Origin of the sequence: Bacillus sp. COPE52, from assembly GCF_003355115.1 — a bacterium.
Taxonomy (GTDB): domain Bacteria; phylum Bacillota; class Bacilli; order Bacillales; family Bacillaceae_G; genus Bacillus_A; species Bacillus_A toyonensis.
The window spans coordinates 975118-993433 of sequence record NZ_CP031292.1 but is presented as its reverse complement, the minus strand read 5'-3'; the positions used below and the strand labels follow the sequence as shown (position 1 = coordinate 993433).

Genomic DNA, 18316 nt, shown 5'->3' with positions numbered 1-18316 from the left:
CCTCTATTCATAAGAAAACCTTATTCACCAATGAATAAGGTTTAACTTTTCTTACACTCTACTATTAACGTATCTACCCCTTGATGATGGAACATTAGCCCTTCATTTTGACGTAATTCAAACAAATCAAACTCATGATCAAATGGAAATAACATAGGATGATTTTTCAGTATATCAATCTGTAATGCTGTATGCTCTAAAACATGGAGCATTATTTTCACAATAAATACCTGTAGAAGCGGATTGTTAATAAATACTTTATCTGGTAACTGATATGAACGGTTTTTAGTTGGAATTATAATTCCCCATGCCTTTATACTCATTAATACTGCACTAGTAGCTACTTCTACTCTCCGCCTATCACCATACTCTTCTTTCATTCTTTTTCCAATCACTGTACTAGGAACTGTATCTTGTAATTGAAACAACTTTCCTAGCTCATGTACAGCATCTTTAAAAAATGGATAAGCTGCTAATGTCATTCCCCAGTGTACAAACACACGCTCTTCTTTTGTTAACACAGGTAATACTTCCAAAACTCTATCACGAATCTCGATTAAATCCTTATCAACTAAATACCATATTTTCATTAACATCGTAACAGCGTTTTTTCTAGACTTCGCTCCTGTAATATCATTTCGTAAATACCCATCTAACACTTCATACATATCTTTGCGAGAATATTTTTTGGTATGATTCGCTGTAAAATCTAAATGATGCAATAATACCTTTTGATCAAATCCAACAGGTTTGTTCATAGAATATCCTCTCCTTAATTTTGTTGTACTTTTATAAAAGGTACAACTACTTCTTCGATACTGATTCCGCCATGTGTCACAATTTCTTCACCTTTTTGAACAAACGCTTGACCATATTGAGATAAAAGAACATTGTAATTTTCGGGAAGTCCAGCATTATTCCAACTCACTGCATCAATTTTAGATGCCGAATCTTCATAAAGTATTGCATCACTATATATTCGTACTCTTTCTCCTTTTTGATCCACTAAAACACCTTCTGAAATACGTCCTATTCCTTTAGCTATCGTGTTACCGTGGTCAGCAGTGAGATAAATAGTATACTTCTCTTTTATTAAATCAGCTAATAAATTTATGAGATAATTGGTCTGTAACCATATTTCTAAATTAGAAATCAAACTTTTTTCACCTAAAACTGCGTGATGTGTGAACTTATCAATTACATCAATTACTGCTCCATATATTTTCACAGAATTTCTTTTTAACGCAAGAATATTCTCCCTACTGTAATCCTCTTTACCTAATCCTTTTTGATATGCTATATATTGCTTCAACACTCCTTGCTTTTCCCAGAAAGCTTTCCAATGCTTCTCTTCTGCCGCAGTTGTTTTTATTGTTTTGCTAAATGTAAATGGAATACCCCCTGAAAAAATAGCTTGACGGGATACAGAAGTTAGTGTTGGCACCCATGCAAATACACCATTTTCCTCAAAAGAAAAACCGTTTTCTTTCAAATGTTTTTTCACTTGTTTCCATTGAACAAAACTCATACCATCCAGCACTAGCAGAGCTACCTTTTCATTTTCTCTTCTTTGTGCATGTAATACATGCGGCACATGGTGAACCATCTTTGGCTTTGGAATCGGAGGCAAGCTTATTAAAGTATGGTACTGCTTTAACATCCAATCCTGAAAATCCTGGTTTACTTTCATCATTAATGCATTTGCCTCTTCCACATATACTACATCATTACTTTCCAATGCAGTGTACTTATATTCAGCAACTAGATCAATTAACTCAATCCAGTCTTTATACAACTTAATCCTTGCAAGTTTCTCATTCACCGTTTTATTAATGTGATTTAGCTTTTCATGAAGAGTCTCTAATTTGGATTCTTCCTCAATTCCTACCTTCATCCACTTTGGAATCTGTAAAGTTGATCCTTTCTTTATTTTTGAAATGGTCCCTTCCATAAATAAGTTGACCATTAGTCTCCATACATCATCATTTTTAAATGGATGTGTTCTATATAACGACGAAGGTTCCAAGATTTTCTCACTCTCGCACTTTGTATACTCAGATACAAAATAGGCCCATTGATCTTCTAAAAAAACATAAAAAAATCCAGCTGAAGAAATCAATTTTTCCATCGGTAACTTATGAAACACTTTACACTGATTCAACTTTTCTATAAGAAATTCTTGTACAACCTGTGGTATTTCTTTCTTCCTGTAATGAAGAAAAAGAAGGAGCTTGTACAATTCCACTTCACTATCAATAATTTCATATGATATTTTATATAAATATTTTACGATATACTCCAAAGTATCTTTATTAGAAGAAGAGCCTTGATACTGTGCATGCACAGTAAACAAGGCATCTAAATCTTCACGGTTCATACTTCGGAGTATTGGCGCAGAAAACTTTGGAAAGATTGTACTAATATCAATCTTCATACTAAAGTTACCCTTTATATACTCGTACGGGAACATAACATCATCATTTGTGTATACCAATAATTTATCAGACTGTAATGAATCACGATATTGCTGCTCGTACAAATACCTAAAAGAAACACTATCTTCAAAACGAATAACCTCATAACCTTCCTCTTTTAAATGATTTAATAGTAATTCATCATTTAAAAGAAAATCTTGATCATGGACTAATATCATTTTGCTATTTTGATATTGAAATTTTTTCAGTATTCCATCACGCCAATTCCCCATCATCATCACCTACTATAGTCCTAAACGAATACAAGCGTTGTCATAGTACATTAACAGCTTATCATCTTCTTGAATTATTTTTTCAGGAAGGCGATCTCCAACTTTCACAATCTGCTCAAATTCTTTCTCGCTATATGCTTTCTTAAATCCAGCACGAATGGCTTCCGTACGGAATTGTTTTAACTTTTTCTTGCTATTCTCAAGCTCTTCTAAGTAACTTTCAAACTCACGAAGTAATGATTTCTCACGAAGTTTTTCTAAGTCTGCCTGCTTGTTTGGATCTGGTACGTACCAACGATTCATCGCTTTTTCAATCAACACAGTATCATTTGCTTCCAAGCCGCGTAAATCTTTATAATTTCTTCTTAAATAAGAAGCAATTTGATCCGGTACTCCGCCATCACCTTCATAACGTAAGAAGTTTTGGTGCAATAAGTCGTCCAACTCAGGAAGCAATTCATGCTTCGCGATATGCTGAATCTCTTTCATATAGTTTGGATGCAAATCCTGACGTGTTTGTGGCTTCTTCAACAGCTGCTGGCGAATCCATTCAATCGCACTGTTTTCATCAGATACGAATAAGCTCATCTGTGCAAAGTCTTTTACTAGCGTACGCTTCTTGTCGTACTCAGCAACCTGACTTTCCAAGAATGCCATACCATCACGCATTGGGAATCGCTGTACAACACCCGATTGAAACTCGGCGGATGAAATTGGAACAGGCAAAGCATTTTGGACATGGTAAGCTACCATGCGGTCGAATAAGATACGAGGTGTTCTTTCTGAAATAATTTGCGCTTCGCCTTTAATACCGATAAATATTGGCAACTGATCTAAATGTTGCCTTACAAAAGTCCAAGCTGATTCTTCTGTGTTTTGTTCCTCTTTCATTTTTTCGATATTTTCTTTCTTAGGTTTATAAGCAGAAATAACCAAATCTTGTTTTACTGCCGTTGTAGAAGTCACAGCTTTAAAACTCCCCTGCTTCTTATCCAGCGCTGCAACATTAGCAATAATAAAACCAGCTTTTTGAATAGCTTCTTGAATCGCATTCCATACACTTGCTTTAGAATTACTAAATTCTACAGTCATCCAACGACCAGGTTTTAAAATTCTATAATATTCTTTAAAGCAACTATACATCAAGCCTTGATATTCTAATATTGCTTTATTTTGAACCGGATTCACTATTGCTTCAGATGTACTATTAGTGAATATTTTCATCCAAGACTCACAGATTATATTTAATTCTGAGTACATAATATTCCCACCAAACGGAGGATCTGTAAAAATATAATCAACAGAGTTGTCTGAAACCTGCGAATTCGTCATTGAACCTGTACCTATAACTAGATTTTCTTTATTAGTATTTATCCCTTTAAAGCCTCTTAAAAAACCTTTAATACGGTCTTCCACCTGTTTTATAATCGACGTTTCTATTGGTAAAGAAGATATATATAATATTCCAGTTAAATAACCAGCATTATATCCTCCACCTCCAAAGAAAAAGTTTTTTAAGTGAACCCTACTCATCAGGGTTGCTCGTTGCAGCATGCTTGTAAATAAAAATTCTAAGCTCTCATACTTTTGAAGCCCAATTATAGATTTTAATACCGATAAAGCTATTAAATTTCGTTTTGTATAGAAATGATGTATGTTCGTAAACCCATGACTTTTTATTGGTTGTGCTGTATTATATCCATTTGGTAATTGATAAGAAGGGAACCATAAATTATGTTGGTGCTTTTGAATCTTATCTAATAGCTCTAGATCATCGTTATCAACTGTTTTTTCGTACCTGCCCTTACCAACTGAATAATTTATTAGAATTGGTACCTGTTTAGCTTGACTTATTACTTCACCAGTACTCTCATCATAAATACTATGATATGAACGTTCCAAGTTCCTCTTAGTTGTTATACATCCGCATGAATTACATTCTATATTTTCTTTAGCTTTTCCATTTTCTCTATCTATTCCCGAATACCAAAAAATCATTTCACCTAAACACTCAGGACAAATGAAAACATCGGACCATATGGTAAAGTTAATTCTCCCCTTTATTTTTTTACCATTTGCATCATATTGTTCTTGATTATCGAGTACATGGTTAGTTTCATACATCCAAGAACATTGCCTATCTAATTCATTTAAAACCGTTTGTGCTTTTGAATTAAAGCTTTCTAAATCGAAGGAACTATTAAAGTTTTTGCTTATAAATGTAGCAATTGGAGATAAATCATTTAGTACAGTTTTTCGCAACCCGATTTGTGAAAAAACTTCTCCATCATTAATAATGCTATTATCTTGAATTTTATATCCTAAACTGGTTAGAATATCAGGATTATTACACATTTGTGCAGCTAATCCTGTCATGCCTGTTCCTGAAAAACCATCATAAATGATATCACCGGGTTTAGTATAATGAAGTATATAACGCATTAACGCTTTATACGGAACTTTCGTATGATAACTATGCACATTATAAATCGGATCATTTTTACCTTCACTTACATCAGCCGCAAGGGGTTCACGATGGTACTCCTCAAACTCATCTGTACCATATATATCTGGTTTCTCTCCTTTCCATTCCTTAATCAAGTCATTAATCCATGGATTAGGGCATGCTGTATAGTACGGTGGATCTGACAATGCAATAATATCCTCGTCTTCTCCAATAGGAAATCCTTCTATTTCCTTTAATTCCGGAAGCAATTTTCGCAATTCATTTCGAAAATATTCCCGACGCGCTTGATCATTTTCAAACGTCATACTCAAGCAGATAACGGGATTGTTGTCTACTTGAGTATATTCGTCTAACAGTGATAGTTGTTTCGTATCTTTATCCAAATTTGTTTCCCCCCACTTATTTCTTAACCGTTAAACGAACGCGGTTTGGTTCATTTGTACCAATTAAAGCTTTTAATAACATATCAAAATTTTTACGCGCTTCATCCACTGTGATAGGATTTCCACCTCCAAATGCTTTCATAAGCTGTTCCATTCCAATTTGCTCTTTATGAATACCCTTAAGGACCGCCTTAATAGCATTAATTAAACCTAATGGGATTGGAAGTGTAAATGCTTTATTTTCAATTAGCTCATTTATTAAACTTCTTTGTTCAGATTCAAGTAACCCAATACTTTCTTTTACAATCGGATCATTAAAGTTTGTTAATAGTGTTTCTGTCCATGAATTTAAAAGCTCTCCTAATTGACCTTCTAGCTGTAACAATGAGGGTTTAACTTTATTTTGTTCTTCCCTTGGATTAAACCTACAATGTGGGCACTCCGGCGTATGTTGCAGCTTTTCTACTGTCAGGTTATAGCAATCTTTCAACACTTTTAAACTCGTTTGCCACTCATCAAAGGCTTGACGAGGTAAGAACGATATCTTAGAAGCTAATGTATTTAAAGCATCGTATCGCGAATCCTTTAGAAGTTCTGATTTCTTCTTGTTCTCTGTGGCATTCAATCGTGCAGTTTGATGAAGCCCTATATAATGTTCAATATATTCTTTTTTCAGTTTTTCAAGCTCTGTCACTTCTCTAGAACAATTTTCACCATTTTTTAAGGCACTACTTAAATTCCCAAGAGACAAGTCGACGTCATATATCCACTCTTGCCTTGGCGACACAATATGTCTTGCTTGCGCTAAATAATTCGCCACTTTTGTATACTCATTAATCTTTTGTTGCAATTTCTCAAGCTGACGAACAATTGTTAAGTGCTCTTTCTCTTTTTCAATACGCTGTACATCATATTTCAAGTTCACCATTTTAGCACGCGTATTGTAAACCTGTAATCCTTGTAAAAATTCACTTAAACTACTTAGCTTTGCAATATTTTCTTCTTTCTCTTCCGATGAGAATAACTGTCCATCCCAAATTACGAATTGATTTCGAATGTTAGCAATCATCTCAACTGTTTTATTTGTCTCTTCTTTCGCTTTAGAGATAACTTTTTTAATAGAAAAATCTACAGAATCTAGATCAGTAAAGTCAATTGGTTTTCCACCAAACATATCAATTAAGGCTTGCACTATCGGAACGGGTAAGCCACTCGGTTTTTTAATATGACTAAAGTATGTTAAGTCATATATCGGCAAACGAACAAATTCAGTAAAGTTCATTGCTTCGTATGTTGTACCATTTACAGTAACAACAATTTCACCACTTTGAATTAAAGCCGCTAGCACAACTACTATTAATTCTGGCTCCATTGCAAACTGTTTTGTTAATCTTTGATCTGGCGTGCCTTGCACTGTATTAATGACTTCTATTAATTCATTTTGATTTAATACTTGTCCCGGTTCTTTTTGATTTAGTAGCTCTAATACCCACTTCGCATAACCAGAGTTTCTTGTAGTTAAATTTTCATTATTATCAAGAAGAACAAGGCCATTTAAAATCGCTTCTCCTTGGCTTGTTTTCTTTCCATTTAAATACTCCAACGCATCTTTTACGTATGTGTGCATATTTGATTTTGTAACATATGATTTATCTAATTTACGGAATGTTGGGTATTCACTATACTTTACTTCGAACCATTGTGAAAGTAAATCTTGTGAAACAGAATCAATAATTTGAATTAGTGTATCAGGATTACTTGGAAGGAAAAATCCATGCTCTAAAACATCTGCATGCTTTCCTTTATATACAATTTCAAAAGCTTCAACAAAGTTTTCTTTTAACCACTTTACGAGCTTCTTCAAATAGTCATCCATTTTCGGCTTATATAGATGACGATTTGTTGTTGTATCATTATACATTTCACATGAACCACTGTATAAGCGCAACAGATTAACAAAATCGGCATTTTTCTTAATCAAACGGAAAAACACTTCATCTTCTTTTTGTTCATCTTTAAACTTAGGTTCTTCAAATGGTTGAAGCATATAAATATAAAAATCGCGTTCAGGTTGCGCTGTAGAGCGTTCGTTTGGTGCTCCAAAGAATATATATCCTTGTCGTTTGACACGACGATCAATCCATGGAATTTCATGTAGCCAAATTTTATAGCCATTCACGTAAGATGTTTCAGCTACTTCTGTTGCTTGTTTTAACACTTGGAAGTAATAACTATCCAGCTGGTTATCTGCTAAACCTTCCCCACGTTGTTGAATTAACTCATCCACTGCCGTCACTTTCGCAATATCAATATAATATTGACCATTATCTTTATTTAACGAAACAAATTGGAAGCTCGCTGCAGTCATTAAATCTTTCATAGCTGCTTCAATCATTGTCATTAAAAATTCGGCTGCGTCTTCATCTAACTCTAATATCATAGGGTGACTTATAAATAATTTGTCACGTAATGATTCAGATGTAAGTCCAATTGGTGTCTTTAAGTCGTCCGTCGTTAAACGATATACAGCTAATGCGTTAACTAACTGCTTTGCTATATTGTTGTATTGACGCTTCACACCTGTCTGAATACATCCTTTTAACATTTCAACTTTATCCATAACCAACTTCACGTTATCATTTGTTCGAAGAGACGAATCTTCCTCAATGTATTGCCAATAACGATCAAAAGAGATTAATCCTGTAGCTTCTTCAGGAACTTCAAGCATTAATAATTTTTTAATTTCTTTACTAATTGTTTGAAGTACAACACGTTTTTCAGCAATATTTACTTTTTCAAATGTTTCAAGATAGGAAGGATGAATTGGATACATGTTTACGAACGTTTCCATATCTTCCGCTAATCCATTGTATAATTTCGTAAATTTACTTAAATGTTCACGAACTAATGCCTTTTGTTCATCGTTTTTCTTTAATAAACGCTCAGATACAACAAATGCAATATCCTCACGAACGATCCGAGCTTCTTTAAAACGCTCTTTTACACGACGAAGTGAGTCAGCAACGAAGCTAAATTTAGGATTATCAAATAACATTTCCTGTACACCAGAAATAAAACGGAAACGTGATTTACCGCATACTTCTCCTACTTCACGTAAAAAACCTAAATCTAAAGTCAGATCTTGTTCTTTGCGACCACGTAAATAGTCAAGTAACTCATCAATTACTAAAAGTAGCCCTTTATCTGGATATTGCTCATGGAACAATTCCATCATTTCATAAAACATTTCTTTGTTATTCGTAACTTGGTCTGCCGCTGGGAATGTATAATCAATCCCCATTCTTTCCAATCCACGTTCTAGTTCATGACAAATGATATCGCGTAATGGCATTGTAACCGCACCAAACTCAGCACGAACAACTTGAAATTTCCCTTCAATATCCTTCGCCTTTTCAGCTACTTCTTTATGACGTAAATGCTCACTCGCTCCTGGTAATTCTGCAATTGTAGAAATAACACTCATTAAATGAGATTTACCCGTTCCATAGTTACCGACAATAAGCATTCCTTTATTATCAACCCAACGATCGAATTGAATATTTTCAATAATCTCATTCGTTAGTTTTTCTGCCATGTTATCTGAAATAACATATGTATTTAATAGTGAAATTGCATAATCTGTATCATTTGCTTCTTTTAGTTGAACAACCGATTCAACTGCTTCAAACTTTATTAAATCTCCATATTTTAACATCCTTACAACACTTCCTTTATTTAATTCGTAATTGCTTTCCCTTCAAAATTACTATTTGAATAATATTCTGGATGTCCATTCTCAGCATAAATCAACTGTCCTTTTATATATATTCCTGGCCATATTACAATGAGTTTATTTCGTTTACTTATGTTTTCTAACAAACGAATTGGGTTGATCTGTAAAACAGGATCAAATAAAATATCAATATATTGAAGTAAATATATTTTAGATGGATTATTAATCTTATGTTGCATAACGTCTTCAATATAAAGAGGATATTTGTTTTTAGATACACTCACTAATGATTCACTTAGTATTAGATTTACATTCAATACTTCTATATCTGAATTTAAACTAACTATTTCATCCACTATAGATTCAACATTACATATAAAAATCAATTTATGCCACCAGGAACCCATGTTTTTTATCTCATTTTTTAAAAAATGAAAATCCATCTATCATACATCCTCTTCAACTAAAATTACAATACATAAAATCAAATTTTCTTTTCAAAAATCCCTATTTTTTGTGTATTTAAAATTCCCTTATATAAAATATAGTAATATAACTTAAATATATTCACAATGAAAAACGGCAACGAAAAAATCCCTAAAAATGGGATTCCCACTTAAAAAGTGTCATATTTTCAAATCCCAATAGCGGAACTATCGTACGACGATCTAATAGATGATTATTCCATTCACATGATGTTTCTGAAACATAGGAGCATGCATGACAAGCAGCACCGTTAATAGAAGTTTGCAACTCAAAATCGCCATCAGAACAATGAGGATCTGAAGAACAATACTCAAAACGTTCTAATGCCCGTATAAAAATTGGATACAGTTTTTCTGGCTTAGATAGTTCAATTAAACCACCTAAACTGCCTTCTGAATCAGAAGATGCTGTGTAAATTAATACGCCCATCATATCAGGTCCACAATATAATCTTTCTCTTAAAGATGTTGATGAATATCCCGAATGTGCTGCAAACTCCTTGATTAGCATGTGTGAAAATGTATGAATTAGAATATCCTTTGGTGCTAAATCTCGCCTACTATAACCAAGCTCTTCTCGCATTACATTATACTTATTAACGATTTTGTTAAGTTGCTGCTGTACATTTTGATTTGCTTGCCATTTGTAAATCGCTTTAGGATTAAATTCAAAAAATACTCCTTCACCATGTACTAAAACACCAGGTAACCAATTTTGTCTTTCTTTCATAATAGGAAGTACATCTAGAGCTTCTTCAAAAAATGGATCTGGATAGTTCAAACGTGTAAACCCATTTAGCACTCTTACTTCACGTAATCGGTCTACACGAACAATCGAATTAAAATATGTAGACATTTCCTCATGTATGGCAACTTGTTTACTAACAAAACCTGTTTCTTCTTGGTCATTAATATCACCAGAAATTAATGTAAACCATTCTTGTTTACGTATTGAATCGTAATGTACTGTCTCCTCATTTAGATAATGATTCATGATCCTTTCATAGTCACTTTCTGTTCTACCTAAAACTGAACAAATCAACGTCTTTTTTGCATTGTCATCATAGTTCTGCATTTCTAGTAAGTTTGCAATTACATCCCTTTTGCTATCAACGATAAACATGATTTCATCACCAGACGAAGCTGTTAAAGGAATTGAAAGAACGCTTGTAATAATTGGTGTATAAATATTGGAAGCTCCACGCAAACTTGTTTTCATACTTTCCGAGCATTCTTCTTTATCATTTAACCAAGGGCGCTCACCAGTACATTGGGGAACATATTTTTCAATTTCCTCTGTTTTCATAATTTGAGCAAGACTATTCTGTTCACCACATTTTACACATGAAACAACAATATCCGATAATGAACCAGCAGAACCTTTCGATTTATATTTCAAGACTGATTTACCACTAGAACATTTTTCACCATTATGTACCCAATCAATCCAAGGAAAATCACTTAAATGTCCTTTTTCACAAACGAGAATAAAACGGGACGGATACAATTTAACACTTTTGTCTTCATTTTTCTTACAAAAATAACACTCTTTACTTGCAAACGAATCCATCATCCCACAAGACGGACATATTCTCCATCGCGGAAACGATCTCGCTCCAACTTTTATACGGTCTTCTTCCTCACTAATCAACTTAATATAATCAATATTTAACATTCTTTCTATTCTTGGCTCTTGATAACGATTTTCTCTTGGAATTGACCACTCATCCGCTGCAGAGATAACTACACTATCCTCTATTAAATCAACAATAGCACCCGGTCCATGATAGTGTAATAACTGAGAAGGACGCAATTTACCTATTTCCTGCTTACTCATAATTTCTCATCTCCACAATTTTAATTTCACCTTCAACATTTCTTAATGAATTTAATGTAGGTTTTGCATATTGATAATTTGTTCTTTCTTTGAAATTTTTTAAAATATGCCTTGTTCTTCCTTGTTTGACGTTTTGTCGGTAACTCAATTTTTCTTCAGAAATCGCCCTATCTTCCCACCACGAATAGATTTTCTCTATCTCTTTTTTTATATCATTTAACTCTACTTCACTTGTAGATACCGCTCGCTTTATAATAAATTCTAGAATTTCATCAGTTATGCTGTTTTGCCTAAACTCTACCGCACCATTTTCTTTACGCAATGTATAATCGGTTTGTCGAATCATTCCGACTACAAGACCAGTTAATCCTCTTTCAAGGCTACCACTTGCAAAGGAAGTTACACTTGCCGGTTCAACATAACGATACATCGCCTGATGAAATGCATTAAAACGTTCAAAATGTGATAAATCTCTTGATCTCATCGAATTAAATAAAGTAACAACCAAACCTGGATAGCTACGACCAACACGACTCGTAGCCTGAATATATTCAGAGGCCGTTTTTGGCTGACTGTGCATGACCATTAGCCCCAATCGATTCACATCTACTCCAACAGAAATCATATTAGTTGCTAATACTACATCTAATCCATTCTCATCATATTTACGTTCAATCGCACCTAACACTTGTGGGATTTCAGCCGCTTTTTTTCTCGAAGTTAATTCTTCCGTAATTAATGGGTTGATCATTTTACTCCGATCACTTAGTAATTTCAAACGAATCGGGATTTCGTCTTTTAACTTCGTTGATGTACCAGATAATTCTTTTACTGTATTAAAGTAACCAAGAACAGTCCAATATGGGTCAATAGAATCATCCTTTTCCTCCAAGTTGCGAACGATAGAGAGTAATGCAGCGTAAACATGTACCGTATGAATTGCCCCACTCACACCTGGTGCACAAACACCTAAATAAAAACGACCAGGTTTTTCTTCTATCGGAACTTGATAAGAGAAATAATTATCACGCGCATCCGTTACCGATAAAGGAAATTGAGACACTTCTCTACCATACAGGCGTTTAACTTGTTCTTGTGCTCCACGAATCGTTGCTGTTGAAGCAATAATTTTAGGACCTTTTCCATTGTATTGACATAAATAATCAATTGCTAATCCATACAGTCCTGTTAGGGAGCCTAATGGTCCACTAATTAAATGCAGTTCATCTTGTATTATTAATTCAGGTGGTATTAAACCATCTATTTCGTCTGTATAAATCCGTTGCTTATTAATTAAATGATAACCCTTATAATCTATATCATTTACAAACCCTTCGATAGGACTATAGTGTGTTTTCCAACCAAACAACTCACAAAAACGTTTATTCCAAGCAATCTGCGCAATTTTGTCTACTGTACCAATTAAGATTGTAGGCACATGATTGTATATAACTTCATCTACAGTATAGGCTGGAATGCCCCCATTACTAGCGTAATAACATTCTGAGTGACTACAAGTAATTCTCTGTCTATGATCTTCAAAGTGATAATCGTGTGCGGATAAACTAGAACCACACCAAGGACAATTTTCTAACTGCACTGGATTTGCCTCAGTCACTTCATTCCCATCAATAATTTGTTGTAACTTTTCCTTTGCTTCTTCAATTTTATTTGGTGTTGAAGCTTGGCCAATCCATAACCCAATTGAAAAAGGCTCTAACCCCCATAATACAGGATCCTTTTGGCGTAAAAACTCCGCTGCGCAAACCATTGCAGTAGCACGTTGAAATTGTTGGGTAGTTAGTAATCTTAGTGTATATCTCATCAAAACAGTTACTCCTGCATATGTTTCACGTTGATGTGCTACACCATTTAACCGTCTCAGCCCCATTAAGAAAGCTGCCACTCCTAAATACGCTTCAGTTTTCCCTCCACCCGTTGGAAACCATAGCAAGTCAACCAAATCACGATCTTTATGTTCGGGATTACTAACCCCATCAATATTCATTAAAATAAATGCCAATTGAAAAAGTCTCCACTTACCATTATAAATCGGCGCAACTCTTTCACTGTTAGATCGATATTTTAATGCCACTTTAGATTGAGCTTGTTGAATCGCTATTACTCTATTCATAAATCTAAATGCCTTTAATTTTTTTTCATTTGATACTACCGATAAAATACCATTCTCAATTCTTTCAATGATTCGGCTAACTTTAGATAAATTATTATTCACTACACTATGTAAATGACTAGGAATTCCTTCGAATTTATCTGATTGCTCTTTTACCCACACCCTATACGAATAAACTAATTTATCTAAATTAGTTTGCAATTCTTCTGCCGACATCTCAGCCAGTTCAACCATAGAAGTTGTTAACTCCTTTATTTCCTTATGCTCGACAATTGGCACCTCTGTAGTTGGTAGCCATGTAGTTTCTAATAAACATTTTCCTTCATTGAAACTACAACCTATACCAACACCATGGCCGATAGCATATTCATTTACATGACGGTACAATAATTCATCTTCCAAATTCCATTGATCTGCTCGTGAACTAAACTTCGCTATCGATTCCTCTTTAACTTCTACGGCAAGCTTTGTTTGAAACATAATCTCATTTTGAAGTGGATAAGAATCACGTTTATACTCATTTAACAAATAAAAACTAACATGATATATTCCATCTCTTTCTTTTACCTTACATCGGAGAACTCCCGGTTCCTCTAATTGCCACTCTTTATTTTCTGGAATAAGCTTATCAAGCGTAACCATAATGGGTTTTCGCACATGATTTTCACCATACATTCCCCATGAAATCTTAATATTAATAGGAACTAATTGACTCATTCGAAAACTAAATCCCATAGATGAAGCTCGAAACGGATTTCGGTTTGCAATTAACTCATCCACATTCTCTGTATCTAACAACTCATTTGTTTGAACATCATATTCTTCTTCATTTACAACTTCAACTGTTGATCCAAAAGGAACTAACTTGCCTGTTAAATACAGTGCCATAGGTGTTTTTTTACTACTTAATACTTCATACTCTTCTATAGGTCCGATTAAAAATTTTTCAAGATCAGCAATTAATTCTGTTCTACGTTCAAGATGAGAGTTTAGTTTTTTCATTTCAGCACATTTCTCCTTCTTACATTTTTAAATTTCCATTTTGGAATAAGGAAAAAATAGGAACATATTTTCATATTACATAATTCTTCTATATATGTGCTATTTTTCTATTAATTACAGACAAAATTTTTTTATAAATTACTTTCCTATATGTATATCCTTCATATTTAACACTGTTCTACTAGTCTATAATTTATCGTTTAACCTAATTCAGACTAATAATCTGATACTCAGTTATCTGCCTAAACAATAAATAACTATTAAAACTTAGCAACTAACAGCCATGAAATTTTACAAATCAATCGAGTTATACATCTCCAACAACCTCCTACCCTCCTCAACAACCTCTTCCCTCAACTCCCTAGGCTCCAACACCCTAACCGAAGCACCCATCCCCAAAATCCACTTCTTAATCGACTCTTTCCCGCTCATCGTCGCTCGGAAAAGGATGCTACCATCATCATTATGTTCTATCTTTTGATTCTCTCCCCAAATGGATTCTGGTACGGATACGGCGAATGGTGGATATATGAGTAACTCTACTTCTATCGGTTCTTTCATAATGCCGAATTTCGGAAATTCTTCTCGGATATCGAAATTATCGGGTATTTTATATGTATCATACAAAGTTTTAATATCTTTTATTCGAGATAGTTTAAACATACGTTTTTCCTTTTTATCATTACACAGGGCTAGGCAATAAAAGAATTCATTGTAGTGTACAAAGCCGTACGGATCGATAATTCGTTCTGATCTTTCACCAGACCGTTTCTCATATTGAATTTTCACCTTGCTTCTTGTAAATAACGCTTCTTGCAGTTGTACATATTTTTGGTTTTCATTCGAAAACGCATAATTCGGCTTCGATCTTTGCACAAAATAAATATGACGGTCTTTATTCGTTTCCACTTTCCGAACAGCATTCAATTTATCTAACGCTACTTGTGCGTCCTTTGCATAAATATCATTACCTTTTGAAACTAGTTTTTTAATAGAGAATGTTAATGCATCTAGCTCTTGTTGAGACATATTTTTAATAGGAAATAGCGATGTATTCGAGAGAGAGTAACCACCGTACCTGCCTTTCGTTGTCTCTATTTTTATACCAGCCATTTCAATATCATCACGATAAATACGGACCATCCGCTCTTTCACTTCTAACAACTCTGCCAATTCACTAATTCTCATTTTCCCTCTCGCATGCAGGAGTTCAATCATATACAGACAGTTGCTTAATTTACTCATATAATTCCTCTTTTCTATTCATCCATCCTCATTCAAGTATAAAAGAATAGAATCAGCTTTTAAATTGTTTCTATATACTTCCAAAACATTAATATATCACCCCAAAATGCACAGTAGCACACCCATGACATACACCATCCTCAAAAAGATGTTCTGGCAAAGTTTTTGTATTACAAAACCGACACTGCTGATACCGCCTCTTTCTAAAATCAGCTACCATACTAATGCTCTCTTTCATTTCCACAGCCTTCTCACTGTCACTTAATTCTTCTAGATGTTCCCATAATAATATATGATGCGTAAACCGTGTCATATCTGGTACGACAGGACAATTCCATACTAATCTATGAAACCCTATTTCTAATCCCATCTCTCCCGCACGAATAAACATGTTCGGATCAAAATCTAGCCCCCGAACTGCGAACTCGACGTTTATTTCTTTCAACTCGCAGACTTTCAATTGTTTTAATATAAATTGTTTTAACTGTGTTTTTGCTAATTTCATTATTGGTAAATCTCCTATACATATATTATTATTTTGTATTTTAATAAAATTTGTAGCAATAATGACCTTTCATAACTTGTTATCATAAAATGATAACTTGAAATCCAGTATTATTCACGTCACATATATCATCACTTACAAATAAACCAATAGAAGAGTATTAATCACTAAATTTCACCATCCCCCCATACCACCCACTACTCTCCTCCAAAAACACCCTACTCTCCCCACTATCCTTATAATAAGAATTCCAACCCCGCTCCCTCAAAATCCCCTTCCAACTATCACTCTCCACCATCTTCTTAATAATATTATCCCAATAAGCAACCTCTTCCTCCGTCATATCTTTTGGGCCCATAATTCCTTTCCAGTGCTGGAATGTGACGTTGATTCCTTGTTCTTTCCACGTTGGGATTTCTGGTAGTCGGTCTAGGCGTTTTGGTGCGGATACGGCTAGTATTTTTATTTTGCCGGCTTTGTATTGTTTTTCGGCTTCGGATAGGGTCATGGTTGCGGCGCCTATTTGTTTGTTCGTTAGGGCGTTTATAATTTTTTCTTTGTTTTCGTAGACGAAGAATTGTAGTTCGGCAGGGTTTATGCCGAATGCTTTGCTTACTTGTACGAAGGATAGGTGATCGTCGTTTCCTAGGCCAGGGGCAACACCAATTTTGAAGTTTTTCTTGTTTTGTTTTAGTTGTTCCATTAGTTCGTTTGCGTTTTCTATGTTTGAGTCTTTTGATACGACAACGACTTCCCAGTCCGATGCGAGTATTGCGAGCGGTGTGAAGTCTTTATATGTTAGTTTACTGTGGCCTAGTAGGTTGTTCGTTATGAGTAAGCTTGAGTTAATCGCCAGTACGTGTCCGCCTTTTTGTTTCGTATATTTCCATCCGACATCACCGCTACCTCCTACTTTGTTTGTGACTGTGATTGGTTTTGTGAAGATTCTTTCTTCTTCTAGTGTTTTTTGCATCGCTCGTGCCGTTAAGTCCCATCCTGCTCCTTGAACGTTCGGCGCAACGATTTCTACTTTGTCTATGTTCACTTTATTCGTGTGCGTTTTTTCTACAGAACAACCAGCTATTACTCCTGTCATGATCCATATACATAGTAATAATCGTTTTTTCATAGTCCTCGTCCTATGCGATATTTTCGTTCTGGTCGTCCGATAATGCCGTATGTGTACTCTACTGTGCATTCGTTTGTCGCTACTAAGTATTCTAAATATCTTCTTGCGGTTGTTCTGGAGGCACCCATTTGTTCTCCCATTTCTTCTATTGTAATGCCCTCTTCGAATCCTTTTATAATCCCTTTCACTTTTTGCAATGTTAACGGATCAACGCCTGTCGGTAAGTTTTTTATGTCTTGTGTTTGCGAAGTACCGAAGAAGTTATCGATGAGTGCTTGATTCACTTCATTGTTACTATGTAATAATTGCTTCTTTCTTTTATAGTCTTCAATTGTGCGAACAAATTTTTCTAACGTGACCGGTTTTATAAGGTAGTTGCTTACGCCGTTTCGAATTGCTTTTTCTAACATATGATTTTCATTCGCCGCAGTAACCATAATGACGTCAACGCTTGGAAAATTAGCATGGATTTGCGGCAATAAGTCTGTTCCGATTCCATCTGGTAAATAATTATCTAATAGAAGCAAATCAATTTCTTCCTTTTGTAGTAATTCCATCGTTTCTTTCGCATTCAATGCTTTTCCAATCACTTTTACGTCCTTTATTTTTGATAAAAACTCTTCCTGAATTTGCGCGACGCGGAAATCATCTTCTGCAATTGCAACCTTCAACATATAGCCATCCCCCTG

At 34.6% G+C, this 18316-nt stretch carries 11 protein-coding genes; all 11 read right to left on the bottom strand.

All coding sequences use genetic code 11. The features are described from left to right. Positions 1-41: 41 nt before the first annotated feature. The 11 genes from DPQ31_RS04910 to DPQ31_RS04860 all read right to left on the bottom strand — a co-directional run bounded on the left by DPQ31_RS04910 (position 42) and on the right by DPQ31_RS04860 (position 18301). Complete coding sequence (locus DPQ31_RS04910) at positions 42-758, bottom strand: hypothetical protein (RefSeq protein WP_208731624.1); 717 nt, start codon at positions 756-758, stop codon at positions 42-44. A 14-nt stretch (positions 759-772) separates the two neighbouring features. Continuing rightward, entirely contained in the window at positions 773-2707 is a 1935-nt protein-coding gene (pglZ, locus tag DPQ31_RS04905) for a BREX-3 system phosphatase PglZ (protein WP_208731623.1), read from the bottom strand. Positions 2708-2719: 12 nt separating this feature from the next. Further along, positions 2720-5557, bottom strand: coding sequence for a site-specific DNA-methyltransferase (locus tag DPQ31_RS04900; protein WP_261797505.1), 2838 nt, complete (start codon positions 5555-5557; stop codon positions 2720-2722). A 16-nt stretch (positions 5558-5573) separates the two neighbouring features. Further along, the gene (locus DPQ31_RS04895) at positions 5574-9272 is read right to left on the bottom strand and encodes a DUF6079 family protein (protein WP_208731622.1); all 3699 of its coding nucleotides are present in this window, start codon (positions 9270-9272) and stop codon (positions 5574-5576) included. 20 nt (positions 9273-9292) lie between these two features. Next, positions 9293-9733, bottom strand: a complete 441-nt coding sequence (gene brxF, locus DPQ31_RS04890) for a BREX-3 system P-loop-containing protein BrxF (RefSeq protein WP_208731621.1) — start codon at positions 9731-9733, stop codon at positions 9293-9295. Positions 9734-9887: 154 nt separating this feature from the next. Then, positions 9888-11612, bottom strand: a complete 1725-nt coding sequence (gene drmB, locus DPQ31_RS04885; RefSeq protein WP_208731620.1) for a DUF1998 domain-containing protein — start codon at positions 11610-11612, stop codon at positions 9888-9890. Beyond that, positions 11605-14748 (bottom strand): DISARM system helicase DrmA, encoded by a 3144-nt coding sequence (gene drmA, locus DPQ31_RS04880; protein WP_208731619.1) that lies wholly within the window; start codon positions 14746-14748, stop codon positions 11605-11607. The genes drmB and drmA overlap by 8 nt, the downstream gene beginning before the upstream one ends. 291 nt (positions 14749-15039) lie before the next feature. After that, positions 15040-15993 carry a helix-turn-helix transcriptional regulator gene (locus DPQ31_RS04875; protein ID WP_208731618.1) on the bottom strand — a complete coding sequence of 318 codons (954 nt, stop codon included), beginning with the start codon at positions 15991-15993 and terminating at the stop codon, positions 15040-15042. Between the two features lie 88 nt (positions 15994-16081). Further along, entirely contained in the window at positions 16082-16498 is a 417-nt protein-coding gene (locus DPQ31_RS04870; RefSeq protein WP_208731617.1) for a hypothetical protein, read from the bottom strand. Between the two features lie 160 nt (positions 16499-16658). Further along, positions 16659-17627 (bottom strand): tripartite tricarboxylate transporter substrate binding protein, encoded by a 969-nt coding sequence (locus DPQ31_RS04865; protein ID WP_208731616.1) that lies wholly within the window; start codon positions 17625-17627, stop codon positions 16659-16661. Then, entirely contained in the window at positions 17624-18301 is a 678-nt protein-coding gene (locus DPQ31_RS04860) for a response regulator (protein WP_208731615.1), read from the bottom strand. Before DPQ31_RS04860 ends, DPQ31_RS04865 begins: the two co-directional genes overlap by 4 nt. Between the last annotated feature and the right edge of the window lie 15 nt (positions 18302-18316).